The 25,991-nt window shown below is 69.7% G+C and carries 26 protein-coding genes; 9 read left to right on the top strand and 17 right to left on the bottom strand.

Annotated elements, in window-relative coordinates; genetic code table 11:
- Position 1: 1 nt before the first annotated feature.
- Genes AB0L53_RS08770 through AB0L53_RS08755 form a run of 4 tightly spaced genes read right to left on the bottom strand, consistent with a single transcriptional unit; the run spans position 2 to position 3,592 of the window.
- Positions 2-880, bottom strand: a complete 879-nt coding sequence (locus AB0L53_RS08770) for a hypothetical protein (RefSeq protein ID WP_363992218.1) — start codon at positions 878-880, stop codon at positions 2-4.
- 54 nt (positions 881-934) lie between these two features.
- Positions 935-1,915, bottom strand: a complete 981-nt coding sequence (locus AB0L53_RS08765) for an LLM class flavin-dependent oxidoreductase (protein ID WP_363992216.1) — start codon at positions 1,913-1,915, stop codon at positions 935-937.
- Positions 1,916-1,972: 57 nt separating this feature from the next.
- A complete protein-coding gene (locus tag AB0L53_RS08760; protein ID WP_363992214.1) occupies positions 1,973-2,644 on the bottom strand; it encodes a ribonuclease HII in 672 nt (223 codons plus the stop codon).
- A 12-nt stretch (positions 2,645-2,656) separates the two neighbouring features.
- Positions 2,657-3,592: a LysR family transcriptional regulator gene (locus AB0L53_RS08755; RefSeq protein ID WP_363992212.1), complete on the bottom strand. Its 936-nt coding sequence runs from the start codon at positions 3,590-3,592 to the stop codon at positions 2,657-2,659.
- A gap of 79 nt (positions 3,593-3,671) precedes the next feature.
- Between AB0L53_RS08755 and AB0L53_RS08750 the strand changes: the two genes are divergently transcribed.
- From AB0L53_RS08750 to AB0L53_RS08740, 3 genes are all read left to right on the top strand, one after another.
- Positions 3,672-4,958 carry a pyridoxal phosphate-dependent aminotransferase gene (locus AB0L53_RS08750; RefSeq protein ID WP_363992210.1) on the top strand — a complete coding sequence of 429 codons (1,287 nt, stop codon included), beginning with the start codon at positions 3,672-3,674 and terminating at the stop codon, positions 4,956-4,958.
- A 141-nt stretch (positions 4,959-5,099) separates the two neighbouring features.
- On the top strand, positions 5,100-5,747 hold the full coding sequence (locus AB0L53_RS08745; protein ID WP_225302219.1) for a GNAT family protein: 648 nt from the start codon (positions 5,100-5,102) through the stop codon (positions 5,745-5,747).
- Positions 5,748-5,999: 252 nt separating this feature from the next.
- Positions 6,000-9,059, top strand: coding sequence for a BTAD domain-containing putative transcriptional regulator (locus AB0L53_RS08740; protein ID WP_363992208.1), 3,060 nt, complete (start codon positions 6,000-6,002; stop codon positions 9,057-9,059).
- 285 nt (positions 9,060-9,344) lie between these two features.
- On the opposite strand, the gene AB0L53_RS08735 is transcribed toward AB0L53_RS08740, so the two are convergent.
- A complete protein-coding gene (locus AB0L53_RS08735; RefSeq protein ID WP_363992206.1) occupies positions 9,345-10,754 on the bottom strand; it encodes a class I SAM-dependent methyltransferase in 1,410 nt (469 codons plus the stop codon).
- Positions 10,755-10,898: 144 nt separating this feature from the next.
- On the opposite strand from AB0L53_RS08735, the gene AB0L53_RS08730 reads away from it, so the two are divergent.
- Positions 10,899-11,243, top strand: a complete 345-nt coding sequence (locus tag AB0L53_RS08730) for a hypothetical protein (protein ID WP_363992204.1) — start codon at positions 10,899-10,901, stop codon at positions 11,241-11,243.
- Here AB0L53_RS08730 and AB0L53_RS08725 read toward each other — a convergent pair.
- Positions 11,197-11,787, bottom strand: a complete 591-nt coding sequence (locus tag AB0L53_RS08725; RefSeq protein WP_225302223.1) for a TetR/AcrR family transcriptional regulator — start codon at positions 11,785-11,787, stop codon at positions 11,197-11,199. The genes AB0L53_RS08730 and AB0L53_RS08725 overlap by 47 nt on opposite strands.
- 26 nt (positions 11,788-11,813) lie before the next feature.
- Positions 11,814-12,296, bottom strand: a complete 483-nt coding sequence (locus tag AB0L53_RS08720) for a GNAT family N-acetyltransferase (RefSeq protein ID WP_363992202.1) — start codon at positions 12,294-12,296, stop codon at positions 11,814-11,816.
- Positions 12,297-12,356: 60 nt separating this feature from the next.
- Here AB0L53_RS08720 and AB0L53_RS08715 point away from each other — a divergent pair, with 60 nt between their 5' ends.
- Positions 12,357-12,824, top strand: a complete 468-nt coding sequence (locus AB0L53_RS08715; protein ID WP_363992200.1) for a helix-turn-helix domain-containing protein — start codon at positions 12,357-12,359, stop codon at positions 12,822-12,824.
- Here AB0L53_RS08715 and AB0L53_RS08710 read toward each other — a convergent pair.
- Positions 12,821-13,480, bottom strand: a complete 660-nt coding sequence (locus AB0L53_RS08710) for a VC0807 family protein (protein WP_357937835.1) — start codon at positions 13,478-13,480, stop codon at positions 12,821-12,823. The two genes, AB0L53_RS08715 and AB0L53_RS08710, sit on opposite strands and share 4 nt — an antisense overlap.
- Positions 13,481-13,644: 164 nt before the next feature.
- On the opposite strand from AB0L53_RS08710, the gene AB0L53_RS08705 reads away from it, so the two are divergent.
- The 3 genes from AB0L53_RS08705 to AB0L53_RS08695 all read left to right on the top strand — a co-directional run bounded on the left by AB0L53_RS08705 (position 13,645) and on the right by AB0L53_RS08695 (position 16,549).
- The gene (locus tag AB0L53_RS08705) at positions 13,645-14,430 is read left to right on the top strand and encodes an SURF1 family protein (RefSeq protein ID WP_363992198.1); all 786 of its coding nucleotides are present in this window, start codon (positions 13,645-13,647) and stop codon (positions 14,428-14,430) included.
- 10 nt (positions 14,431-14,440) lie between these two features.
- Positions 14,441-15,190 (top strand): tyrosine-protein phosphatase, encoded by a 750-nt coding sequence (locus tag AB0L53_RS08700; RefSeq protein ID WP_363992196.1) that lies wholly within the window; start codon positions 14,441-14,443, stop codon positions 15,188-15,190.
- A 162-nt stretch (positions 15,191-15,352) separates the two neighbouring features.
- Positions 15,353-16,549 (top strand): amidohydrolase family protein, encoded by a 1,197-nt coding sequence (locus tag AB0L53_RS08695; RefSeq protein WP_357937844.1) that lies wholly within the window; start codon positions 15,353-15,355, stop codon positions 16,547-16,549.
- Here the strand turns inward: AB0L53_RS08695 and AB0L53_RS08690 are convergent.
- From AB0L53_RS08690 to AB0L53_RS08675, 4 genes are all read right to left on the bottom strand, one after another.
- Positions 16,546-16,932 (bottom strand): YkvA family protein, encoded by a 387-nt coding sequence (locus AB0L53_RS08690; RefSeq protein WP_363992194.1) that lies wholly within the window; start codon positions 16,930-16,932, stop codon positions 16,546-16,548. The two genes, AB0L53_RS08695 and AB0L53_RS08690, sit on opposite strands and share 4 nt — an antisense overlap.
- Positions 16,933-17,012: 80 nt before the next feature.
- Positions 17,013-18,431, bottom strand: a complete 1,419-nt coding sequence (locus AB0L53_RS08685; RefSeq protein ID WP_363992192.1) for an amidase — start codon at positions 18,429-18,431, stop codon at positions 17,013-17,015.
- Between the two features lie 112 nt (positions 18,432-18,543).
- Positions 18,544-19,500, bottom strand: a complete 957-nt coding sequence (locus tag AB0L53_RS08680; protein ID WP_363992190.1) for an LLM class F420-dependent oxidoreductase — start codon at positions 19,498-19,500, stop codon at positions 18,544-18,546.
- Positions 19,501-19,630: 130 nt separating this feature from the next.
- On the bottom strand, positions 19,631-20,299 hold the full coding sequence (locus AB0L53_RS08675; RefSeq protein ID WP_357937857.1) for a TetR family transcriptional regulator: 669 nt from the start codon (positions 20,297-20,299) through the stop codon (positions 19,631-19,633).
- A 347-nt stretch (positions 20,300-20,646) separates the two neighbouring features.
- Between AB0L53_RS08675 and AB0L53_RS08670 the strand changes: the two genes are divergently transcribed.
- Positions 20,647-21,720, top strand: a complete 1,074-nt coding sequence (locus tag AB0L53_RS08670; RefSeq protein ID WP_363992188.1) for a hypothetical protein — start codon at positions 20,647-20,649, stop codon at positions 21,718-21,720.
- Between the two features lie 120 nt (positions 21,721-21,840).
- Here AB0L53_RS08670 and AB0L53_RS08665 read toward each other — a convergent pair whose 3' ends face one another.
- The 5 genes from AB0L53_RS08665 to AB0L53_RS08645 form a co-directional block, all read right to left on the bottom strand.
- The gene (locus AB0L53_RS08665) at positions 21,841-22,899 is read right to left on the bottom strand and encodes an aspartate-semialdehyde dehydrogenase (RefSeq protein WP_363992186.1); all 1,059 of its coding nucleotides are present in this window, start codon (positions 22,897-22,899) and stop codon (positions 21,841-21,843) included.
- Positions 22,896-24,170 (bottom strand): aspartate kinase, encoded by a 1,275-nt coding sequence (locus AB0L53_RS08660; RefSeq protein ID WP_357937866.1) that lies wholly within the window; start codon positions 24,168-24,170, stop codon positions 22,896-22,898. The genes AB0L53_RS08665 and AB0L53_RS08660 overlap by 4 nt, the downstream gene beginning before the upstream one ends.
- A gap of 84 nt (positions 24,171-24,254) precedes the next feature.
- Positions 24,255-24,785, bottom strand: a complete 531-nt coding sequence (locus tag AB0L53_RS08655; RefSeq protein WP_363992184.1) for a DUF5063 domain-containing protein — start codon at positions 24,783-24,785, stop codon at positions 24,255-24,257.
- Positions 24,778-25,377, bottom strand: coding sequence for a recombination mediator RecR (gene recR, locus AB0L53_RS08650; protein ID WP_225302238.1), 600 nt, complete (start codon positions 25,375-25,377; stop codon positions 24,778-24,780). The genes AB0L53_RS08655 and recR overlap by 8 nt, the downstream gene beginning before the upstream one ends.
- A 3-nt stretch (positions 25,378-25,380) precedes the next feature.
- Complete coding sequence (locus tag AB0L53_RS08645) at positions 25,381-25,731, bottom strand: YbaB/EbfC family nucleoid-associated protein (protein WP_225302239.1); 351 nt, start codon at positions 25,729-25,731, stop codon at positions 25,381-25,383.
- Between the last annotated feature and the right edge of the window lie 260 nt (positions 25,732-25,991).

Genomic DNA, 25,991 nt, shown 5'->3' with positions numbered 1-25,991 from the left:
GCTAGCCCACTTCGTCGAACAGCCCTTGGAGGGTCTGGGCGGTGGCCGCTCGGGCGAGCCAGGTCTCGAGTTGGGCAAGGTCCGTACAGGTGATGATCCGGGCGTGAATGTCGTCGGGAACGTCGAAGCCACGGGCAGCCAACACGAGCAGCACCGACCTACCAGCCTCTTCCGCCTTGCCCTCCGCCTTGCCACGGCCGAAGTGTTCGCGGGCGAAGGGGCTGTAGACCGGCCATTCGGTAGACGCGGACTTCATGATCTCCTCCAGGAGGCGGCGGATCTCGGGCGTGGACATGCTGTACGCGTATTCATAATACTTCGGAGCGTGTTCGTCGGTCCCGTCTGTCAGCGCGGCGGCGAACGCCTCGACGACCTTGCGGTCGCGGCCGTGAATCATGACCGACATGGCCGCAAGGTCCGGGTGAGCGGCGGCCTCCTGAGGGTCGGTGATGACCGGTACGTCATCCGGCCCCAGCACCCAGGGCCGCAGGCGGTAGCCGGTCAGCCCCGACTCGATCGGCTGAGCGTAATGGTCGGCGACATTGCGGTCGGGGCAGATCATCAGGACCGAGACGTCGCAGCGCAGCATCAGCCACACTGCGGCTGCGTAGCGGGCGATCTGCTCAGGATCCTTGGACTTGTCCTTCTGGACCTCCACGATGATGGCGTGGGCGGCTGTCTGTGGTGGCCCCATCACGAGGACCACGTCGGCCTCGATATCTTCGGAAGGACGGGTGTTGAAGGTGGTCTTCTCCCGTCGGATCAGCGGAGTGGCGGGCAGGTCCACTCCCAGGAAATCGCGCAGGATCTCCACCGCCAGTTGAGGGCGGTCGGTGAACAGCTTGATGAGAGTGTCATGTGGGGGGGGACGGCATGACACTCATTGTTGCATCGCGAGCACACAAAGTGACGATCATTCGCCTCCTTTCGGCCCTCAGCCGGTGACCTGAGGTAGCACCTCTTCCCCAAGGCGGCGGATGTTCTCCAGAGTGCGCTGATGGTCGCCCATTCCCTCGACCATGAGGATGAGGTGCTGGATGCCTGTGGCTTCCGAGGTGCGCAGGATGGACTCCACGCAGTGGGCCGGTGAGCCGACCGGGTGGACGCGGGTCAGGAAGTCCGCGTATGCCGAAATATCCCGTGATGGTGGTTCTCTGTGGTCCACCGGTACGTAGCCAGCCAGGCCGGGCGTCAGCCAGCGCGGCAGAGACTCCTTCAGCTCGTTTCGGGCTTCGGCGGTGGAGTTCGCCACGTGGGCGACGGCCGCTGCCATGTGGGCTTGAGGCGTTCCCCCGTGAGACGCGTACATGGCGATCATCGAGCTCTTCTGCCGGTCGTCGATGTGCATGCCGAGCAGCATCGGGAGGCCGCGCTTCGCGGCCAGTGCCACGGTCGGCGGTGAGGTGCAGGCCAGGACCGGGCGCAGCCTGGCCGGCGGGACCAGTGGCACTTCACGGAAGCTGAAGAACTCCCCCGCCGCCGACACCCGCTCTCCGGAGAGCGCGGCGAGCAGTACGTCCAGCGACTCCTCGAAGCCGTGCTCGAAGCGCTCCAGCCCGGTGCCGAACACCTCCAGGTCCACCCACGGGCCACCCCTCCCGACGCCCAGCGTGAAGCGGCCGTCCGACAGGTGGTGCAGCATGGCCGCCTGTTCGGCCAGGGCGATCGGGTGCTGGGTGGACAGGACGCTCACGGCGGTGCCGAGGCCGATGCGGCTGGTCCTGCCGATCGCCACGGCCGCCAGCAGGGTGGCGGAGGGGCAGACGCCGTAGGACATGAAATGGTGCTCGGCGATCCAGGCATCGGCGAACCCGGCCTCCTCGGCCGCCACGATGAGGTCGAGAGCGCTCGCCAGCACCTGCTCTGACTTCTGGTCCGGAAACCGGGCCACGATGAGAAAAATCCCGATTCGCATTCCCTCGATAATGGTCGATCCCGGCGCCAAGCCAATCGACCCGGCCAACCGAAGAAGCTAACCGAAGAGGCTCGCCTGCCCCTCACCCACCGCCGGATCCCGGTGCCGCTTGAGGTGGCGCCAGCGGGGCAGGTCGTCCAGGTACGACCACGACAGCCGATGGTGCTCCGTAGGCCCCAGGCGGGCCAGCGCCTCCTGGTGGACCGGTGACGGATAGCCGGCGTTGTCCGCGAAGCCGTACTCGTCGCACCCGATCGTCCCCATGTACGCGTCACGCCGTACCTTGGCCAGGACCGAGGCGGCCGCCACCGAGATGCTGGCCGAGTCGCCCTTGACCTCCAGGCGTACCGGCCACGGAGCCCCGATGTAGTCGTGCGAGCCGTCGAGGATCAGCGCGTCGGGCCGCACGGGGAGGGCGGCCAGGGCGCGGCGGGCGGCGCGGCGCAGGGCCTCCGTCATGCCGAGCTCGTCGACCTCGGCGTGGGAGGCGTCGCCGAAGCCGATGCCGACCGCCCATGACTCCAGGGAGGCGGCCACCGTCCCGCGCTTGGCGGCGGACAACTGCTTGGAGTCCGTCAGCCCGGCGGGCGGGTCGGACAGATCGGTGATGACGGCGCACACCGTCACAGGACCGGCCCACGCGCCCCGGCCCACCTCGTCGAGGCCCGCGACCGTGGTCGTGCTGCGCTGGGAGAGCAGCAGGTGCTCGATGTCATAGGTGGGCGCCATGGGCACCAGACGTTATCGCTCCGCGAGCGATACCGGATCCAGATCGGCGGCGAGATAGCGCGCGGCGACGTGGATGGCCCGCAGCGTCACCGACACCGACGGCCGGTGGACGCTGGAGCCGCGCGCGACGGCCCGTATCTCGCGGCCCACCGGATTGCCGGGGAACTGGCGCACCGCGATGCCGCGCACGCCGGCGGCCAGCGCGAGCGCGGGCACGGCGGCGATCCCGATGCCCTTGGCGACCAGCGACAAGATCGTGCCCAGCCCCTCGAACTCCCACGGCGTCGGCCTGGTGCCGCCCACGTCCACGAAGAGCCGGTCGACCGCGAGGCGCGACGGCTCCCCGTCCGGCGTGGCCATCCACGGCTCGTCACGCAGCTCGCGCAGGTCCAGGGGCACCTCGGGGTCGGCCAGCCGGTGCTTGCGCGGCACCACCAGCACCAGCGGGTCGCTCAGCAGCGGGAACGTCCGCAGGCTGTCGCTGTCGCCGACCCGCCCGTACCAGTCGTCGACGAGCGCGATGTCCACCTCGCCCGCCTGCACCTCGCGCATGCCCCGACCCGACCGGCTCTGCCCTAGCCTGAGCGTCAGCTCGGTGTAGCGGCGCAGCGAGCGGGCCAGCGCGGGCGCGAACGCGACCGCCGCCGTGGGGAAGGCGGTCACCACCACCCGGCCGGACGGCGTGCCCGCGTGGGCCGAAAGGTCGGATTCGGCCTCCTCGACCATGGACAGAATGCGTTCGCCGTGGATCACCAGGCGGCGGCCCGCGTCGGTCAGCTCGGCGCTGCGCGCGGTCCGGTCGATCAGCGCGGTTCCGGTCTCACGTTCGAGGGCGGCCAGCTGCTGGGACACGGCGGAGGGACTGTACCCCAACGACTCGGCGGTCGCCGAGATGCTGCCCCGACGGGCAAATTCGCAGATCAGCACCAAGCGCCGCAATTCGAGCATCGGACTTCCTTCCGCCCACCCACAAAAAGCCTCGCTTGTGGTGATGCCTTCATCCAACCACGCTGGGAACGTGACAAACATGACGGTTACCCTCTCCGCCACTCTGGCGACCAACGAAGACATCGAGCGAAGACGGCGCGCCGGGGAACGGGTGCTGCACCTCGCGTTCGGCGAGGCCGGCCTGCCCGTCCACCCGGCGCTGCGCGACAAGCTGGTCGCCGCATCCGAGCGCAACGGCTACGGGCCGGTCGCGGGGGCGGCCGACCTGCGGAGCGCGGCGGCGGGCTACTGGACACGACGGGGGCTCCCCACCGACCCCGAGCTGGTCGTCTGCGGCCCCGGCAGCAAGTCGCTGCTGTACGGCGTGCTGCTGGCGATCGGCGGCGACATCGTCCTGCCCATGCCCAGCTGGGTCAGTTACGCGGCGCAGGCCGACCTCGTCGGCGCCCGTCCGATCATGGTCGCGCCCCCGCAGGGACAGGGCGGCGTACCGGATCCGGAGCGGGTGACCTCGGCCGTGCTGCACGCTCGCGCCCAGGGCAGGACCGTCCGCTCGGTGCTCGTGACGCTGCCCGACAACCCCACCGGACGTCTCGCGCCGCCGCAGACCATCCAACGCCTGGTGGAGGTCGCCCGCGAGCTCGACCTGTACATCATCTCGGACGAGATCTACCGGGACCTGCTGCACGACCCCCTGCTTCCGTTCACCTCGCCCGCGGACCTGGCGCCCGAGCGCACGGTCGTCACCACCGGGCTCAGCAAGAGCCTGGCGCTGGGCGGCTGGCGGATCGGCGTGGCCAGGCTGCCCGACGAGGCGTACGACCTGCGCGCCAGACTGCTCGCGGTGGCGAGCGAGATCTGGTCCGCCCCGGCCGCTCCCGTGCAGGAGGCCGCCGCCTACGCTTTCACCGACCCGCCCGAGCTGGTCGAGCGCATCCTGCGCAGCCAGCGGCTGCACGGGACACTCGCCCGCGCGGTGCGCGACAGGTTCACGGAGATCGGCGCGTCGGTGCCCACTCCCCAGGGCGGGTTCTATCTCTACCCGGACCTGAGCCACCTGCGGCTCGGCGGCTCGGCCGAGATCACCCGGCTGCTGCTCGAAGAGCACGGTATCGGCGTGCTGCCCGGCCACGCGTTCGGCGACGATCCCACCGCCGCGCGGGTACGGGTCGCGGTGAGCCTGCTCTACGGGGACACCACGGAGGAGCGGCTGGCCGCGCTGACCAGCCCCGATCCGCTCCAGCTGCCGTGGATCGCGGCCAATCTGGACCAGCTGTCGATGGGCTTGAAGGAGCTCTCGGTGGCGCGGCTGAGCCCGGTGCGTGAACGGCACCCGGCGCTCGTGCCGACGCCATGTCACAGTTAGGCGAAACTTTGTCCACGGGCCGGTGCGGAGACCCCGCAATCGGCCCGTTGACCTGCATGAATACCCAGGTTGCAACAAGCTGCAAAGAATGGTGGGCGAGTGCTGTTCTCTCCCATACCGAGCAGCCTCCATCATGTGCTCATGCCCGCTCTTGTCACCTTGTCCGGGCGCCTCGTGCGCCTGGAACCTCTCAGCCTCGCGGTGATCGACGACCTCGTCGCCGCGGCGAGTGAAGACCGCTCCACGTATGCCTTCACCCGTGTCCCGGCCGGCCGGGACGAGATGGTCTCCTATGTGGAGGCCGCACTGGCTGAGCAGGCGGAGGGCCGCACGCTGCCCTTCGCCGTCCGGTGGCTGAACACCGACCGTGTGGTCGGTGCCACCCGTCTCATGCACCTGGAGTACTGGCAGGGCCCCATGCCCTGGCCGCCGGGTACGCGGGGCGCGGTGGGCGAGGTCCCGTCCGTGGCCGACATCGGTTACACCTGGCTGGGCGCCTCCGCCCAGGGCACGGGTGCGAACCGGGAGAGCAAGTACCTGATGCTCTCGCACGCCTTCGAGACGTGGAACGTCCACCGCATCACGCTCAAGTCAGACGTACGCAACAACAGGTCCCTGGCCGCGATAGCCGCCTTGGGCGCGCATTTCGACGGGATACGCCGGGCGGAATGCAGGGGCGCGGATGACACTGTCCGAGATACGGCCTACTACTCGATCCTGAACTCGGAATGGCCCGGGATTCGAGAACGCCTGGCCCAGAGGCTTGTCCTCGCGGCCGAGGCAGCATAACGAAGCATCCGTGAAGGCCCCGCCATACGGCGGGGCCTGTGTCTTGATTGCCCCATATATGCCAGTGTCATGGCCGCCCCCGCGTTATCGGGGCCATGCCGCTGTTGACCTTCAGCATCCGCCGCGTGGCTCAACACCCGATTAAAGGCCGATCAACGCTTCGGTTAACGAATGGGCGGATGCCTATCTGTTGCGCAAGGATGGACCTATCATTTGGTAACAAATCTTTCCATTGCGTTGGAGACAGGCGACATGACTGGTCAGAGCGGCGAAGGCGGGCTGAGGTTCGCCGTGCTCGGCCCCGTCCGCGCGTGGCGCGATGGCCAGGAACTCGACCTGGGCACCCCGCTGCAGCGCTCCATTCTCGCCATGCTGCTCCTGCGGGAAGGCCGTGCGGTTACCCCGACCGAGATGATCGACGCGGTGTGGGGCGAGGACGCGCCGCCGCGAGCCCTCGGTGCGCTGCGCACGTACGTCTCCAGGTTGCGCACGGTCCTGGAGCCCGGCAGGGCCGCCCGTTCGCGGCCCGAGCTGCTGACCTCCGTCGGCCGGGGGTACGCGCTGCGGCTGCCCGACGATTCGCTGGACCTGACCCGGTTCGAGCGTGGCATCCATGAGGCCGAGGCCGCGCGCCGGGCCGGCAAGCCGCGGGAGGCCGCCGATGGTCTGCGGGCCGCGCTGTCGCTGTTCGAGGGCGAGCCGCTGGCCGGGGCCGTCGGGCCGTACACCGAGCATCAGCGTGACCGGCTGGTCGAGCGCCGGATCAGTGTGGTCGAGACGCTCATGGACCTGGACCTGGAGCTGGGCGAGCACGCCGCGGTCGTCTCCGAGCTGATCGCGCTGACGGCCGAGCATCCGCTGCGTGAGCGGCTGCGCGCCCAGCTGATGCTGGCCTACTACCGGTGCGGCCGGCAGGGTGACGCGCTGGCCGTCTTCACCGAGACGCGCGACGCGCTGATCGAGGAGCTGGGCATCGAGCCCGGCCGCGAGCTGACCGCGCTGCACCAGCGCATCCTGAGCGCCGACCCCACGCTGGCCGTCACCGAGGTGGCCGAGGAGGAGGCGCCGGAGGAACGGGCGCCGGCGCTCGACCTGCCCCGCCCCGCCCAGCTGCCCGCCGCCGTGAGCGACTTCACCGGGCGCACGGACATCGCCGGACGGCTGCGCACACTGCTGTCGTCGAAGCCGGCCGAGGGCGTGCCGGTGGCCGCGATCTGCGGGATCGGCGGGGTGGGCAAGACCGCCCTGGCCGTGCACGTGGCACACGCGGCCGACGACCTGTTCCCCGACGGTCAGCTGTACGCCGACCTGCGCGGCTACACCGACGAGGCGACCGGGCCCGAGTCGGCGCTGGGCGCGTTCCTGCGCGCGCTGGGCGTGCCGTCCGACGTCATCCCGGAGCGGCTGGCCGAGCGGTCCGCGCTCTATCGGTCGCTGCTCGCCGAACGGCGCATCCTCGTGCTGCTCGACAACGCCCACAACGCCGAGCAGGTCGTCCCGCTGTTGCCCGGTTCGTCGGGCTGCGCGGCCATCGTCACCAGCCGCCACAAGCTGGCCGATCTGCCCTCGGCCCGGCTGTTCGACCTGGACGTGATGGACCCGGACGAGGCCCTGACGCTGTTCGCCTCGGTGGCCGGGCCCGAGCGGGTGGCGGCCGAGCACGGCGCCGCCATGGACGTGGTCGCCGCCTGCGGGTTCCTGCCGCTGGCCGTACGGATCGTGGCGGCCCGGCTGGCCGCGCGTCCCTCGTGGACGGTCGCCTCGCTGGTGCCCAGGCTGACCGACGAGCAGCGCCGCCTGGACGAGATGCGGGTGGGCAACCTGGCGGTCGAGGCGACGTTCGCGCTCGGCTACGGGCAGCTGGACACCGCCCAGGCCCGCGCGTTCCGGCTGCTGTCGCTGCCCAACGGGCCCGACTTCTCGGTCGGAGCGGCGGCCGCCGTACTGTCGATGAGCGCGTTCGCCAGCGAGGACCTGCTGGAGTCGCTGGTCGACGCCAGCCTGCTGGAGGCGCCCGCGCCGGGCCGTTACCGCTTCCACGACCTGCTCAAGCTGTTCGCCCGCCGGACGCTGGAGAAGTCCGAACGGCCGCAGGCCCGCACCATGGCGCTGCGGCGGCTGCTCGGGTTCTACCTGGCCTCCGCCCAGTCGGCGCACCGGCTGGCCTACGAGGGCAGCATGATCGCCGACAACCTCCAGGTGGACGGCAGCGGGCTCTCCTTCAACAGCGTCAACGAGGCCGTCGCCTGGCTGGTCGCCGAGGGCGACTCGCTGTTCGCCGCGATCAACCAGGCCGCCGCCACCGCCCGCGCCCCCGAGCCGCTGCTGCCCGCCGGTGACCTGCTGGTGGCCATGGAGCCGTTGCTGGAGTCGGGCACCCACACCCGCGAGTTCGACCAGGGCACGCGGGCCGTGCTGGCCACCGCCAAGCGCATCGGCGACGCCGGCAGCGAGTTGCGGGCCCGCTACGTGCTCGGCCGGGTGCTGTTCGCGAGCAACAAGCTCACGCAGGCCGAGGAGCAGTTCAGGATCGTGCACGAGCTCTCGGTCGAACGCGCGGAGAAGGTCGTCACCGGCGAGGTGATGAACGCGCTGGCCGTCGTCGTGGGCCGGCAGCGCCGCCACGCCGAGGCGCTGACCTGGTTCGAGTCGGCCATGCGCTGGTATCGCGAGAACGGCGTACCGGCCGGCGAGGCCCTCGTGCTCAGCTACTCGGCCCGCGACCATCTCGGCCTGGGCCGCCCCGAGGACGCGATCGCCGCGGCGGAGAAGGGCCTGGCCATCTTCACCGAGATCGGCAGCGGCGCCGGCACCGCCCGCGCCCGCTACCACCTGGGCATCGTCCTGTCGCGGGTCGGCCGCATCACCGAGGCCGTCCACCACCACGCCGAGTGCCTGGCCTTCTTCCGGGCCAGCAAGCAGCGCGTGTGGGAGCAGCGGGTCTGCTCCCGGCTCGCCGAGACGTTCATCGCCGCCAAGCGCTACCCCGATGCCGTACGGCACGCGGAGGAGGCGCTGGTGGTGTCGAGAGAGATCGGCCATCCCTATGGCGAGGCGCTCTCGCTGATGGTGCTCGGCGAGGCGCTCGAAGGTCTGGGCAGTGCCACGAGGAGTCACGACTGCCTACGGCAGGCCTTCGAGATCTTCTCGCTGCTCGGCGCTCCCGAGGCGGACGACCTCAAGTTCCGCCTCGACAAGGCCTTGATCATCAGGCCCGTCGCCGGCTCCGACGTCGAGCCGGTCGTCAGTCCTGTCGTCGATACGGTCGCCGGTCCCGTCGTCGGTACAGTCGCCGGTCCCGTCGAGCCCTGAGTACAGCTCGTCGTCCAGACGTGTCATCCACACATGGTTGATCAAGGCTGTCCCTTTGGGAGTCACGGATCCCCCGTGATGCGTGCCTGTGGCGCGGATTGCTAGCCCGGCCGGCCATCTGACCGTCACGCGTCGCTAGGGGGCCCGGTTATCCGGATGCTCCGCGTAACGGCTAGCCGCCTCACATCGACGGCCGGCCGGACCCGACACGAGCCTCGAACCCCCCGGGCTCGTGTCTTGGTGAGAAGCCTCCACCCGGGGGGTCAACATCCGATCAACGGCCGATCAAAGCAGGAAATAACCCTCGGCGATGAGCGGCCGGATGGCGTCGGGGTGCAGGATCTCCCCGTCGCCGACCAGCTCGGCGATGACGTTGAGCAGCGGGCCGAGGGCTAGGTCGCCGTCGCAGACGCCCGCCAGGGCCGCCTCGACGGTGCCGACCTCCCTGCTGCGGCGCAGGCCGTCCGTCTGGCGCAGCACGATGCGCATGGGGTCTTCCGCGCCCGGCAGGCCAATGCGCTCGTCCAGCAGGCCCGCCACGGTCCGCAGGTGGGCCGAGTCGAGGAACTGCACCCGGTGGGCGGTCGCGATCGAGTCGAGCACGCCGTCGACGTAGTCGCCGACGGGCAGCGTGACCGGGTGGGTGAGCTGCTCCACGCGGACCACCGGGTCGAGCGTGCCCGCGTTGCGCATGGTGATCCAGCCGAAGCCGATGCCCCGCACCTTGTGCTCGTCGAACCAGGCCAGCCAGCGGTCGTAGTGCTCGGTGTAGCCGGGGGTGCCCTGTACGGCGGCGTCCCGCAGCCACAGCTCGACGTATTCGGCCGGGTCCTGCACGTCCCGCTGGACCACCCAGGCGTCGCAGCCGGTCTCGCCGAGCCAGCCGCCGACCCGGTCGCGCCAGTCCTCGTCCGCCACGTGCAGCCAATTGGCCAGGAAGTGGGCCTGGCCGCCGGGATTGAGGAAGCGGGGGGTTTGTCGTACGAGATCGCGGCAGAACGCGTCGCCGTCGGCGCCCGTTTCGCGATATGTCAGCTCGCCGCCGGGCGAGATGACGAACGGCGGGTTGGAGACGACGAGGTCGAACAGCTCCCCCTCGACCGGCTCGAACAGGGAACCGGCGCGGGCGTCCACCCAGTCGATCCCGGACAGCCGCCAGCTCATCCGGGCCAGCTCCAGCGCGCGGGGGTTGAGGTCGGTGGCCACGATCTCGTCGACGCGGTCCGCCAGGTGCAGCACCTGTACGCCGCAGCCCGTACCGAGGTCGAGGGCCCGGTGGACCGGGCGGCGGGTGACGAGCTGGGCCAGGTTGGCCGAGGCGCCGCCCGCGCCCACGACGTGGTCGGGGCGCAGCGCCGGGTCACCGGGCCGTACCTTGCGATCGGAGACGACGTAGCCGCCGGTCTCCCAGGGCTGGAGGTGCACGGTGGCGCGTACGTGCTCGCCCTCGGCGGCGACCAGGCCCGACGCGAGGGCCTCGTCGAGAACCTCGCCCGGGAACCGCGCGGCCGGAACGGCGGCGCCAAGCCACCAGAGCCGGATCAGCGCGGCCAGCGGGTCGTCGCCGGTCGTGGCGCGCAGAGCCGGGATCAGCTCCTCGCGGGACAGGGCCGTGGCCGCCATGGCGCCCAGCCGATCGCGGACGCCGTCGATCGAGTAGCCGGTCTCGAGGAGGTGCTCGCGCAGTCGTTCCACGAGACCATCCTTTCACCGCAGAATCCCGCGCATGATCCGATACCCACAGTAATCATACTGTTACCGAAACGTCCAAGCGTTTTGCAAGTGGGCCACGATATCTCTATGAAGACCCACGCTCGGTGTTAGAAGAGGAGCGGATCAATGCAGATCCCTTGCCTTGCCTGCGAGTCCCGTTTCTGGCCCGACGACTACTTCCGCGCCTGCTCCGACTACAACCGCGGGCTGGACCTGGTCTCATGGACCTGCCCCAGCTGCGGCAACCGCGACGACCTGCGGGTGCTGCCGGGAGAGCTGGGGTTCGGCTACCCCTGCCGGGGCCGGTTCGACGTGCACGCGCGGGTGCGCGTGCCGGGGTTGCGCAGGCAGCGCGGCGATCTGCGGCTGGACATCTCGCTCGACACGGCCTGCTGGCGGGTGCCATCGCGGATCAGGCCGCTCTCTAGCGCTGCCGCAGGCTCTGCCAGGCGGCTTCACCGAGCCCTTTGATCTCCTCCTCCGTCGGCGTGTGGGCGCCGGCGAACCACAGGCGGCACATCTCCTGCGCCGGTCCGAGCCACAGCACGTAGCACATGGTCGGGTGTACCACCTGGAGCCGGCCGTTCTTCATGTGCGGCCGCCACCAGTCGGACACCTGGCGGAAGAAGGCGCGCCTGGCCTCCGCCACCTCGGCGCCGCCCGGCTCGTTCTTGCGCGGCGGGCGCTCGCTGACCAGGAGTCTCGCGCGCTCCGGGTGCTCGCCGGCCCACCGCATGTGCAGCGCTACGACGGCCTCGATGCCGTCGCGGGCCTCCTCGTGGCTGACCAGCTCGGCGAGGAAGGCCGCCTGATAGGCGGTGAGGATCTCCGCGTAGAGGACGCCGAAGACGTGTTCCTTGCTGGCGAAGTGGTGGTAGAAGCTGCCGACGCTTACGCCGCTCTCCTCACGGAGGCTGGCCAGCGTGGTGGCCGACACCCCGTCCTGGCTGAATCGGCGCAGGGCACCGTCGATGATGCGGGTGCGTCCGTCGCGTCCGTTCTTGGCACTCTTCACGCTGTCAATGGTGGAGCAACAGAACCTTATTCCGCAAATACCTCCGCCCGTTGGATCTTAGCGGTCACCTCGACCGATCCGGAAGTCACCTTCATCTGAGCGTCCGGCCAGAGCCTGCGGATCATCCGGAGCACCCGCCTGTTCTCCCCCAGTACGTCCATGCCGACCGTCTTCGCGCCCCGCACCGCGGCCCTGAACAGCAGCACGTCGATCAAGTACGGCCCGAGCCCTTTGCCCTGCCACTCGTCGGCGACCACGACGGCGATCTCGACGTCGGCCGCGCCGCCCCGGCAGCTCATGGCGTGGCCGATGATCTCGCCGTCCAGGGTGGCGACCAGGGCGTCCCTGTGATCGTCCAATGCCATGAGCACGCGCACCATACCGGCGGGCGGAGTGCCGATGCCGGTGAAGAAGCGCAGGGTCTGCGTGTGCAGGGACAGCCGGGCGAGGAAGCGCCGGAGCCGTTCGGCGTCGTCGGGCCGGGCGGGCCGGATCTGAGTTCCGAGCATGAACCCAGCTTCCCTTGCTTTCCCTGGGTCTGTCAATTGAACTCAGGTATGATATGGCGCATGAACGTGGCATTCCAGGTGAACAATTGCTCCATCGAGCGCACCTTGGACATCGTTGGGGAGAAGTGGACCTTCCTGGTGCTGCGCGAGGCGTTCCGCGGCGTCCGGCGGTTCGCCGACATGCAGGCGATCACTGGGGCGCCCCGGCAGGTGCTCAGCGCGCGACTGGCGCGGCTGGTCGACGAGGGCTTGCTGTGCAAGGAGCCTTATCGCGAGCCCGGCCAGCGCCAGCGTGACGAATACCGCCTGACCGACAAAGGGCGCGACCTCTATCCCCTGCTCGTGGCGCTCATGCACTGGGGCGACAAATACCTGGCCGGCGACGAGGGGCCACCCGTGCTGCTGACCCACCGCGACTGCGGGGCGCCCATCGAGCAGCACTTCCGCTGCGCCGAGGGCCACGAGGTCGCGGGCCCCCGCGAGGTGACGGCACTCCCCGGCTCAGGCGCCGAGCTGAAGTCCGCCTAAATCCCAGCGGCGGTGTCGCGCTGGAGGGCGCGCAGGCACCAGCGGAAGTCGATCAGCGTCAGCAGCGCCGCCCCCGACAGCAGCACCGCGACGGCCGCGGTGCGCACGATGAGGTACGTCTGGATCGTCTGGCTGAGCAGCAGCCAGAGGCTGAGCGAGGCGTTGCCGAACTGCGCGCATCCCCACACCAGCGACTGCCTGGCGAAGAAGCGCCGCATCACCGGCCGCTCGATCACGTGCTCCGGCAGCGGCACCAGGTCCTCCGCCACCCGCTGCGCCAGCGGCCGGCGCAGCCGGGCGGTCGCCAGGAACCCGGCGCTCGCGCAGAAGACGCCCAGGGTCGGCTGCAGGAAGAAGATCACCGCACTGCCGGACAGCAGCGCCAGCACCGCCCTGACGGTGACCGTGCCCGCGGCCAGCAGCACCGCCCCCGGCACCGCCCTGCGCCTGGCCAGCCGCCAGACCACACCCCCGTACACCCAGGCCACGGCCACCACGATCCCGCCGGTGATCCCGGAAAGGATCATCCCGACGTAGAAGACGGCGACGGGCAGGATCATGCCCTCGAACACACGGGGCACGGCGTGGCGCACCAGACGGCCGAACCGGGGCAGCTCGAACGCGGGCGCCTCGGACGGCGCGGCAAGCACGGTCATATGGCTTTGGAGGCGCTCTCTGGAGGGGGAGCTGATCGGACGAATCCCGACCGTACGCGATGAAGCGCCGTTCGGTAAGCGTTTCGACCAGATTGCGATTAGGTCACGCTCCGGCAGGCCGAGCCAGGTGAAGGAGCACCGGCCCCGGTGCCTACCCTTGAGGGGTGTACCGGTTCCTTCTCACGCCCCGCTGGATCTCGCTCCACATCGTGGTGCTGCTGGTGATCCCGGCCTTCGTGTTCCTGGGCCGGTGGCAGTTCGGGCGCTTCGAGGAGCGGTCGGCCAACAGCACGCAGGTCACCGCGAACCTGGCGGCCGGTCCCGTGCCCGTAGAGAGCCTGGTGGGCAAGGGGGCGCGGGAGGCCGACCGGTTCAGGACGGTCACGGCGTCGGGGAGCTACGACACCACCCACGCGCTGGTGGTGCGCAGGCGGCCACAGGAGGGGCAGCTGGGCTTCTACGTGCTGACCCCGCTGGTCACCGGTCCGGGTCAGGCCGTGCTCGTCAACCGCGGATGGGTGAAGGCCGGGGCGAGCGCCGACGCCCCTCCTGAGGTGCCGCCGCCACCGACGGGTCAGGTAACTGTCACCGGAAGGCTACGTCTCAGCGAGACCGAGGAGACGGCCGGGGTCAAGGAGCGCGCCGGTCTGCCGCCCGGTCAGGTGCTGCTCATCGACACCGGGAAGATCGGCAAGGCGCTGCCGTACCAGCTCATGGGCGGTTACGTGGAGCTGACCAAGCAGCAGCCGGCGGCGGCGACCGCGCCCGCGCCGGTGCCCGCGCCCGACGTGGGCGCCGGGGGCGGCCTCAACCTCGCCTACGGGGTGCAGTGGTGGCTCTTCATCGGTGTGGCCATCGGCGGCTGGATCCTGCTCATCCGGCGCGAGGTGGCCGACAGGAAGGCCGCGGAGAACGCGCCGGCCCAGGAAGTCGGGGCGTCCAGCAATTAAGCTGGATAGGGTGATCCGCCACATAGAGTTCGCAAGTATCTACAACTTTCGTGACGTAGGTGGATATGCCGCAAAGGACGGGCAAGCCGTCCGGTGGCAACGGCTCTATCGTGCCGACTCACTCGGCTGGCTGGCGGGAGACGATCTCATCACGTTCCAGGCCCTCAAGGTGCGGACCGTCATCGACCTGCGCCATCCCTTCGAGGTGGAGCGGACCGGCCGGGTGCCCGACTCCGACGGGCTCGACTACCGCAACCTGCCCATCGAGGGCCGCCGCTGGGACATCAACACCTACGACGACCGGCTGGGCGTCGGGAGATATCTCGCCGACCGCTACCTCGAGGTGACCGAGGACGGGATCGACAATCTCCGGTCGGCCATCGAGACGATCTCCCAGTCCGGTAGCGCGCCCGTGGTCGTGCACTGTGCGGCGGGCAAGGACCGCACCGGGCTGCTCACCGCGCTCATCCTGAGCCTCGTCGGCGTGGCGGACGAGGACATCATCGACGATTACGCGTTAACGGGCCTGGCCACCGAGCGCTTCATCGCGAGCTGGCAGCGCCGGCACCCGAACGCCACCCGATGGCCCGGTTTCGGGGCGGCCCCGGCCGAGGCGATGCGGTTGTTCCTCGCCGATCTGACCGCCCGGCATGGCTCGGTCGCGAAGTACTGTACGGACGTCCTGCAGGTCGACGCGGGGACCATCGAAGAGCTGCAGAATAGTCTTCTGTCCCAGACTGAACCGATCTCCGGTGGGTAGGCGGCACCGGGGTTCGCAGAGCAGCAACCTCACAAAGCGGACCTCATGGCCCGGGGTCGCCACATCCCCCTCCCAGCGATCCCGGGTCCTCGGGCATAGTGGATACCCAACGGAGACGTCGCAGCTTGTTCGACGTTATGCGGCCGTCGTACGGTTACCTGCGTGACTACGCCGCTGCTCCCCGATCCGGATCCGAGGCGGCGCGACTATGTGATCATCTCCGCCGACGATCACCTGATCGAGCCGCCAGACCTTTTCGAAGGCCGGCTCGCGGAGAAATACGCCGAGGTCGCGCCAAAGGTCGTGGAGACGGAGGGCGGTCACCAAGTTTGGCGCTACGGCGGCGCCACATACCCGTGTGCCGGGCTCGACGTGGGCGCCGGTCTGCCCCGCGAGCAGTGGACGCTCGACCCGGTCAGGTTCGAGCACATGCGCCCCGGCTGCCACGACATCGAGGCCCGCATCGAGGACATGGACCTGGCCGGCATCTGGGCGGCGCTCTGCTTCCCCGGCATGCTGGCCGGCCAGTCGGGCATGCCGTTCGCCAGGACCCGCGACCAGGAGCTCGGCCTCGCCCTGGTCAAGGCGTGGAACGACTGGCACATCGACGTCTGGGCGGGCACCTACCCCGAGCGCATCATCGGCCTGCAGCTGCCCTGGCTGCCCGACCCCGACCTGGCCGCCAAGGAGATCAGGGCCAACGCGGCGCGCGGCTTCAAGGCCGTGGTCTTCCCCGAGTTCCCGACCCGGCTGCGGCTGCCGTCGATCCACAGCGGCCATTGGGACCCGTTCTTCGCCGCCTGCGAGGAGACCGGCACCGTCGTCTGCCTGCACACCGGTGGCTCCAGCTGGTCGCCGGTGCCCTCGCCCGACACGCCCATCGAGGCGATCACCACGCTGATGCCGACCAGCGCGATGTTCGCCTGCGCCGACTGGCTCTGGTCGGGACTCCCGCTGCGCTACCCCAACCTGCGCATCCTCATCGTGGAGGGCGGCGTGGGCTGGCTGCCGATGCTGGCCGCGCGGGCCGACTACGCGCTGGATCACCCCGTGGCGGGCGAGGCGCAGTGGGACGGCGGTCTCAAGCCCAGCGAGGTGCTGCGCCGCAACTTCTACTTCGGCACCCTCGACGACCACTCCCTGTCGGGGGTGCGCCTGGCGGTCGGCCTCGACCACGTGCTTCAGGAGAGCGGCTACCCGCACTCCGACTCGACCTGGCCCGACACCCAGCAGGCGGTGGCCCAGAACCTCGGCACGCTTCCGCCCGCCGACATCGCCAGGGTCGCCTACGGCAACGCCGCCCGGTTGTTCGGCCACCCGCTGCCGTCACGAGCCTGGCTCCGGATGGAGGAGTTCTAGCGGCGGCGCGGTCGCTTTGGGCCAAGCCCGTCGTCGAGCTTGCCCTGGACACTTCCCTGGATGGCCGCGCGCTCCCAGTCCACGTAGCGTCCGCTCTCGCCGAGCAGCGAGGCGATCAGCCAGAGGAAGACCCCGAAGTCGTCCACGACACCGATGAGCACGAGGAAGTCCGGCACCAGGTCGATCGGCGAGATCATGTAGATCACGCCGAACCCCATCAGCGCCAGCTTGCTCTTGCCCATGCCGTCGTACTCACCGCGCATCACGGCGCCGATCATGCGCGGGATCGCTCGTAACCTGGCCATCAAGCCCGGCGTGCCGGGCTTGCTCACTTCGCGGTATGTACGCCAGGCCGCCGCAGCCCGTCCTGCCTTCGCCATCATGTCGCTCCTCATACCCGGGCCTCTCACGACATAACGCGTCGCGGCCGGAACCGAGTTCCCGAGGCTCGGCCCTCTGATGGTCAGCGCAGTGCGGCGTGCTCGAACGGCCGGGCGGCCTCGATCTGTGCCGCGATCCTGACCAGCAGGTCCTCCCGCCCGGCCGCGGCCACCAGCTGGACGCCCACGGGCAGGCCCGCCGCGTTCCGGTGCAGTGGCAGCGAGATCGACGGCTGGCCCGTCGCGTTGACCGGCGCGGTGTATGACACGGCGTGCGCGGTCCTGCCGAACGCGGTGCTCAGGTCGTCCGGCGGGATCCACCCGAGCGGGAACGGCGCCACGCCGAGAGACGGCATCAGCAGCAGGTCGTACCCCGACGCCCACCACCCGGCCATCCGCCTGCGGAACCCGTCGATCCACTGGGTGGCCAGGATGTGGGCGGCGGCGCTGTGCCCACGCCCGGCGCCGACCATGGCGGCGTTGCGCGGCTCCAGCTCCTCCAGCTCGACCGGCTTGCCGCGCCAGACGCCGACGTTCTCGATCTCCGCGGCCAGGTTGTTCGCCACGATGGCACCGAAATGGGCGGGGAAGTCCGGGTCACCGAGCGCCTCGGGGCAGCCGGGGGCCACGTCGTGGCCGAGCGCCGCCAGCAGGGCGGCGGTCACATCGACCGCCTCGGTCAGCTCGGCGACCGCCGGCACGTCGTCTCTCGGGTGCGTGGCGACGAAGCCGACGCGCAGCCGTCCCGGGTCCGCGCCGACCTCCTCGGCGAGCGGCCGCGGCAGGCGCGGGGCGTCGTAGGGGTCGCCCTGTACGTAGCCGGACACGAGGTCGAGCGCCGCGGCGGTGTCGCGCACGCTCCTGCTGACGAATCCCGGGCACGAGAAGCCGCTCCACCCCTCGCCGGCCGACGGGCCCGCGCTGGAGCGCCCACGGGTCGGTTTGAGCCCCACCAGCCCGCACAGGGCCGCCGGGATGCGGATCGAGCCGCCGCCGTCACTGGCCGTGGCCAGCGCCACCATCCCGGCCGCGACCGCGGCCGCCGAGCCGCCGCTCGACCCGCCCGCGGAGTAGGCCGGGTCGTAGGGGTTGCGCGTGGGTCCGTACGCCACGGGCTCGGTGGTGATCGTGCTGCCGAACTCGGGAGTGTTGGTACGGCCCAGCACGACGAACCCCGCGGCCCGCAGCCGGGCCGTACCGTATCCGTCCTCCTTGACCACGACGCCGTCGAGCGTCCGCGAACCCGCGCCGTACGGCTCACCCGCCTGCGGCCAGCCCAGGTCCTTCAGCAGGATCGGCACACCGCGGAAGGGGGCGTCGGCGGGGATGGCGTCGAGCTCGGCCAGCGCCCGCTCGAACCGGCGGTGGATCACCGCGTTCAGCTCGCCGTCGTGCGCCTCGATCGCGGTGATCGCCGCCTCGACCAGCTCGCGCGGCGACACCCGCCCGTCGCGGACGGCCCTGGCCTGCTCGGTGGCGTCAGACCTCAGTACGTCGTCCATCGTATCCTCCCGGCCTGCTCGGTCGCGTCACATCTCAGTACGTCGGCCATCGCATCCCCCGGCCTGCTCGGTCGCGTCACATCTCAGTACGTCGGCCATCGCTTCCTCCCGGTCAGGCCGTGGGGGCCAGGTCGCGGACGGCCTGCGTGATGGTCACTTCGCCACCCGCGATGGGCGCGAGGACGGGGGTGTCGAGGCCGTTGTCGACGTACTCCTGGATCCTGGCCCGGCAGGTCGCGGCGTCGCCGTGCACGACCAGCGAGTCGACCACCTCGTCCGGTATCGCCTTGAGCGCGGCCTGCCGGTCGCCGGCCGCCCACGCCTCGTGCATGGGCCGCAGCACCTCGCCCCGGCCGAGCCAGTCGTGGAAGGCGGCGTAGGCCGGCACGGTGAGGTAGGCGGCCAGCATCCAGCGGGCCAGCGCGCGTACCTTGTCGGTGTCCTCGCTCACGCAGACGAACAGGCGGGCGATGAGCTCGGTGTCACCGATCTCGGCGCGCACCTTCCGTACATCCTCGGGCGAGAGCCAGTTGGTGATCGCGCCGTCCGCCTCCTCGGCTGCCAGGCGCAGCATCCGGGGCCGCAACGCCGCCAGCACGACCTTCGGCGGGATCTTCGGCGCCCGGTCCAGCTTGAATCCCTTGATCTCGAACGTCTCGTACCGCTGCGACACCTTCTCCCCCGTCAGCGCCTCCTTGAGGAAGCGCAGGGTGTCGCGGGTCCGCGCGTACGGCTTGGCGAACTCGACCGCGTTCCAGCGCTCCACGATCGCCGGGGAGGAGGAGCCGATGCCGAGCAGGAACCGGCCGGGCGCCAGGTCGGCCAGCGTGGCGGCCTGCATCGCGAGCAGCGCCGGGCCGCGCGTGAACACCGGCACGATCGCGCTGCCGAGCCGAACCCCCGGCGCCCACTGCGCGGCCATGGCCAGCGGCACGAACCCGTCGACGCCGTTGACCTCGGCCGACCACGCGTCGGTGTAGCCGAGGGCGGGCAGCTCCGCGATCAGCTCCTGCGAGTCCGCCAGTGAACGGTCGGTGAACGGGATCGTCATGCCCCAGTTCTGAGTCATCGCGGCCTCCAGCTTGCCCCTCGCGGGGGGATCAGGCGTCAATGTCAGGTAGGCCGACCATACCAACCGACCGGTATGTAGTCGCCGCCCTGAGCACACTGACCCGCTCCGGCTCAGCCGTCTCGCTAGGTCAGGCGCGCAGCTCGTGGACCGCCGCGATGAAGTCCTTCGTGATCCCCCGCAGCCCCGGCAGGTGCGACAGGCCGACGAGCCGGTCCACCAGCGGGACCGTCACGTCGATCAGGCGATGCGTACGGTCGCAGCCGGGCGAGGTGTCGTGCACCCAGAACAGCACCATGCCCATCGACAGCAGCCACAGCAGCTCCGGCAGCTCTTCGCGCAGCTCGGAGTTCATGCGGTCGCGCGCTCCCTCGACCACCTGCCGGTAGATGTCGATCGACGCCTCACGGGCCGGCGAGGACTGGGCGCTGAATGGACTCAGCGGGTTCGTGGGCTCGGCGGCATGCTTGAAGAACTTCACCGCGAACTCGTGATAGGGCTCCGAGACCCGTACCCACTCGCGCAGCACCCCGCTCAGCCGGGCGGCGAACGACGACTCCGTGGCCAGCAGCTCACGGCAGGCCGCCTCGTGCTCGGCCTGGGCGCGGTCGTAGTACGCCTGGATCAACGCCTCCTTGCTTTCGAAGTAGTAGTAGGCGTTACCGACGGATACACCGGCCTCGGCCGCGATGGCCCGCATCGTCGTCGCATCGAAGCCGCGTTCCCGGAACAGCCGCAAAGCCGTCTCGACAATGACTTCCCGGGTGCTCTCCGGTCCTCGGTTTCGGGCTTCGGACACGTTCGTCACTTTACGTGGTAGTCGTGCGTTAGGTCAGGAAGGATCACGGTGATCGCCACCACAGGGCAAAAATCCCGGTGAGATAGGGGTTAGCTCCTGCGAAGGATGGGATTGATGTTTCTGGCGGAAGGGCTATTCCGCGAAAAGGCATCGACATGTGGATACGTGGAACAGTACGGCTGGTAGCGGTCGTATTCCTCAACATTGAGATCTCCATAATCGCGCTGGCGTCGGCCGCTTCCGCCGCTTCCCAAGCACCCGGCAGGGCGCCGCGGCAGACACCATCACCGATCACTCGGTCCTACCACATCGGGGGGACGATCGAGGCGCGCCGCTGGCACCCTTCGGTGGATCCGGCCGACTTCGGCCGGGAGTCCGCCCTGAACCGCGGGGGCCCCTCCGCCCACGGCCAGAAGTCGATCGGGCGCGACCCTGACACGTTCGCGGGCGCGCCGGAGTCGTCGGTCCCAGAACCGATCACCTTCGGCCCGCTCGCGAACGAGAGCGGCCCGGCCGCGCTCCTGCGGGACCCGGGAACGGCGACCGGCGGCCTGGAGACGGTGGCGGCGGTCATACGTCGCCCGGACGCGGTCGTACGGGGCAGGGATGCGCTTGTGCGGGACCGGGATGTGCTCGTGCGGGGCCAGGATGTGCTCGTGCGGGACCCGGAGCGGGAAGCGAGCGGGCCAGAGACGCCCGTAAACGGCCCGGAGAGGGCCGTACGCGACCGGGACGTGGCCAACCCGCCGACGATGTCACAGGACGCCGTACCAGTCGCTCTGCGACCCGACGCGCCAGTCTCACCGGCCGGGGTGTCCACTACCGCGGCGCGCCCCCTGTCGTCCGTGTCTCACCCGGCCGCCGTGACCATGCGGAAGCTCGAGGCCGACACCATGCGAAAACCCGGCGCCGCCACCCCGCGGAAGCCGGGCGACGCCACCACACGGAACGCCGCCAAACTCCAGAAGGCCGGCAAGTCCCAGAAGGCCGACGTGGACCTGGCCCGCGTCAAGCCCAGGTACGCGACCGTACACATGTCCCACGCGCTGGCCGCCGACTGGCTGCGTGATGAGGGCCTGCGTACGCATTCGTCGGGCCACTGCACGAACAAGCAGGTGTACCACTGCACGTCTCTGGAGGATGTCCGCACCTCGACCATCTCGCGGGTGATCGGCATCAAGCGCCAGAGCGGCTGCCCCGTCATGGTCACCGGCGGCACCGAAGCAGGCCACGCCCCGGGCCCGTACAGCCACGGCAATGGCTACAAGCTGGACATCACCCATAACCCATGTATCGACCGATACGTCACCAAAAATCATGAGAAGTCCGGCACCCGGGGCGACGGGGCCGCCCTCTACCGATCACCCTCGGGCACGGTCTTCGCCGACGAGGTGGACCACTGGGACATCCTGTTCCGGTGACAGGGCCTGGTGACACGGCTTCGTGATACGTCGCCCAGACGACAGGGCCGACGACCCAGACGGCGGCGCGCCGTGCGAACCCGCACGACGCGCCGCCTACTCAGACATCTGGAGGGCCGACTACAGCTCGCTCGCCACCAGCTCGGCGATCTCAGCGGCGTTGAGCGCCGCACCCTTGCGCAGGTTGTCACCGCACACGAACAGATCCAGCGTGTTGGGGAAGTCCACCGCCTGCCGGATCCGCCCGACATAGGTCGGGTCGGTGCCCACGACGTCGATCGGCGTCGGGTAGACCCCGTTGGCCGGGTCGTCCATCAGCACCACCGTCGGCGCCGCCTCAAGCACCCGGTGCGCGTCCGCCACCGTGATGTCACGCTCGAACCGCGCGTGCACCGCCAGCGAATGCGTGGTGATCACCGGCACCCGGACGCAGGTCGCGGAGACCTTCAGGTCGGGGATGCCGAGGATCTTGCGCGACTCGTTGCGCAGCTTGAGCTCCTCGGAGGCCCAGCCACCCTCCTTGTACGAGCCCGCCCACGGCACCACGTTGAACGCGATCGGCGCCGGGAACGGCGACTCCTCGGGCAGCTTGTTGCCCAGCACCTTGCGTACGTCGCCCGCCGCCTGGCCGATCGACCGGTCACCGGCCAGCGCCTCGACCTCGTCGTACAGCCGCGCGGAACCGGCCACGCCCGCGCCGGAAACCGCCTGGTAGGAGGCGACGACGAGCTCCTTGAGCACGTATTCGGCGTGCAGCGCGCCCATGGCCGCCATCATCGACAGTGTGGTGCAGTTGGGGGTCGAGATGATGTTGCGCGGCCGCAGCCGGGCGTCGAGCGGGTTGACCTCCGGCACGACCAGCGGGACGTCGGGCTCCATGCGGAACGTGCCGGACTTGTCGATCGCGATGGCGCCACGCTCGGCCGCGATCGGCACCCACACGGCCGACACCTCGTCGGGCACGTCGAAGATGGCGATGTCGATGCCGTCGAACACCTCGGGCGCCAGGGCCTGCACGACGACGTCCTCGCCGCGCACCCGGAGCAGCTTGCCGGCCGAACGCGCTGAGGCGACGAGGCGTACCTCGCCCCAGATGTCGGCGCGGGTGGAGACGAGGTCGCGCATGACGGTGCCCACGGCCCCGGTCGCGCCGATCAACGCCAGATTGGGCCTGCTCATCGTCCTGAACCTCCGTACACCACAGCTGAGACCTGGTCCGCGTCGAGATCGAAGGCCCGGTGCGCGGCCGCCACGGCCGTGTCCACACCGTCCTGCCCGACGATCACCGAGATGCGGATCTCCGAGGTGGAGATCATCTCGATGTTGACCCCCGCGTCGGCGAGAGCCGCGAAGAACGTCGCCGTGACGCCCGGATGCGAGCGCATGCCCGCCCCGATCAGCGACACTTTCCCGATCTGGTCGTCGAAGAGCAGCGACTCGTAGGCGATGTCACCCTGGATCTTCTTCAGCGCCGTCAGCGCCGTCGAGCTGTCGGTCGTGGGCAGCGTGAAGGAGATGTCGGTGCGGCCCGTGGCCGCGGCCGAGACGTTCTGCACGATCATGTCAATGTTGATCCCGGCGTCCGCCAGAGTTTTGAAGATCGCGGCAGCCTCGCCGACCTTGTCGGGAACCCCGACAACGGTGATCTTGGCCTCGCTCCGGTCGTGCGCGACGCCGGAGATGATCGGCTGCTCCATCTCGGTTCCTTCGCTATAAGGATCAGAAACGACCCAGGTGCCTTCTTTGGTGCTGAACGAACTGCGTACGTGGATCGGCACATGGAAGCGCCGAGCGTACTCGACGCAGCGCAGGTGCAGGATCTTCGCACCGCAGGCAGCCATCTCCATCATCTCGTCATAGGAGATCTTGGGGATCTGCTGTGCCGCGCCCACGATGCGGGGGTCGGCGGTGAAGATGCCGTCGACGTCGGTGTAGATCTCGCAGACATCCGCGCTCAGCGCGGCGGCCAGCGCCACGGCGGTCGTGTCGGAGCCGCCGCGGCCCAGCGTGGTGATGTCCTTGGTGTCCTGCGAGACGCCCTGGAACCCGGCCACGATCGCGATGTGGCCCCGGTCGAGCGCCTCGCGGATGCGGCTCGGCGTCACGTCGATGATGCGCGCCTTGCCGTGCGTGGAGTCGGTGATCACACCCGCCTGCGAGCCGGTGAACGAACGGGCCTCGTGCCCCAGGTTGGCGATCGCCATCGCCAGCAGGGCCATCGAGATGCGCTCGCCGGAGGTCAGCAGCATGTCGAGCTCGCGGCCCGGAGGCAGCGGCGACACCTGCTCGGCCAGGTCGAGCAGCTCGTCCGTCGTGTCACCCATCGCGGAGACGATCACGACCACGTCGTTGCCGGCTTTTTTCGTCGCAACGATCCGCTGCGCGACCCGCTTGATGCAGGACGCGTCGGCGACGGACGAACCACCGTACTTTTGCACAACGAGCGCCACGAGAGTCTCCCGGTTCGGACTGTGAGCTGCCAGTCTACTGGGGGCTTCTCATGGACCTGATGGTTCATACCACTATGTGGATGATCACACCGTCGTGGCTTCCTCCGCCACGTCAAGCCGCGAATGGGCGGCGAGTGCCTGAAGTGCCCTCATGGCCGCGCCCGCGTGGTTGCCCCACGTATTGAAATAGGAGTATTGCCACCACCACAGCGCCTCGTGCGGCCGACCGGCCTGAAAATGCCGCAGCCCGTGGATGAGGTCGGCGGCGACCGCCGTCAGGTCGTCGGAGAGCCGGTATGGGGTGACAACCGTGTCCTTGTACGGGTCGAACACCTCGGCATAGTCGTCGACCGCCTCCAGCAACTCCGACATCGCGGTGCGTACGCCGTCGATGTCGGGATCCTCACTCAGCGGCGGCTCGTAGTTGCCCGAGAGGATCACATCCTCGTTGGCGCCGAGTTTGGCGCCCGCGAGACTTACCTGCGCCACTTCGACCAGCAGCAGCGACCAGATGCCGTCGCCGCCCTCGCCGCCGGCGACCCTGGTCAGGCCGTCCACATAGTTCTGCGCGTGAGTGGCGATCTCCTCCGCCAGCGCGCTCCACTGGTCAGACATCCAGCAGCCTCCGTCCTTCGAACGCGCGGCCCAAGGTCACCTCGTCGGCGTACTCGAGGTCACCGCCCACAGGCAGACCGCTGGCCAGTCGTGTCACTTTCAGACCCATCGGCTTGACCAGACGGGCAAGGTAGGTAGCCGTCGCCTCCCCCTCGAGATTGGGGTCCGTGGCGAGGATGAGCTCCGTGACCCGGCCATCGGCCAGGCGCGTCATGAGCTCCCGGATGCGCAGATCGTCAGGGCCGACGCCGTCGATCGGGCTGATCGCGCCGCCGAGCACGTGATAGGTCCCGCGGAACTCGCGCGTCTTCTCGATCGCGACGACGTCCTTGGACTCCTCGACCACGCAGATCACATGAGTGTCGCGCCGCTGGTCGCGGCAGATGCGGCACTCCTCCTCGGCGGCCACGTTGCCGCAGACCCGGCAGAACCTGACCTTCTCCTTGACCTCCAGCAGGGCGTGGGCCAGCCGCTTCACGTCGGCCGGGTCGGCCGCCAGCAGGTGGAACGCGATCCGCTGCGCGCTCTTGGGACCGACGCCGGGCAGCATGCCGAGCTCGTCGATCAGGTTCTGGACGACCCCTTCGTACATGGCCTAGAACCCTGGCAACTGTCCGAGACCGCCGCCGCCGAGTCCCTGGGCCAGCGGGCCCAGTTTCTCCTGCTGCAGGTCGGCCGCCGCGCGAACGGCGTCGCGTACGGCGGCGATCACCAGGTCGGCGATCGTGTCGGCCGTATCCTGCGGGTCGTCGGCGTCTATGACGCTCGGGTTGATCTTCAGCTCGAGCAGCTCTCCCGAGCCGTTGACCACGGCTGTGACCATCCCGCCGCCGGCCGAGCCCTCGATCTGCGCGTCGTTGAGCTCCTGCTGGGCGCTCACAAGCTGCTGCTGCATGAGCTGTGCCTGCTCCAGCAGCTGCTGCAGGTTGACATCCCCTGGGTTCACCGTCGTGCGCTCCTCGTGGCTCCGCGTTCTTGACTGCCACGAGCCTACGGTGTTTGGGCGTCGTCATGTACTGCGGCATCCCCCGCGTTTCGCCTTGGCCGGATCCCGGCCCCCCTCCAGTGTCCGAGACCCGGCCAACACGTCGGCCGGAGCGGCCGCACCACGCCGACGCGTTGCCGCACGCTAGCCGCGGCAACGTTGCACACACGTTGCGATCGTTCAATCACCCCTTGCAATCCCCCCGAACCGGTTGCGGCCAA

It is taken from the genome of Nonomuraea sp. NPDC052129, assembly GCF_040680095.1.
In the GTDB taxonomy this organism is placed as follows: domain Bacteria; phylum Actinomycetota; class Actinomycetes; order Streptosporangiales; family Streptosporangiaceae; genus Nonomuraea.
Note: the sequence above shows the minus strand (reverse complement) of the source record. Positions and strands in the feature narration are given on the sequence as shown.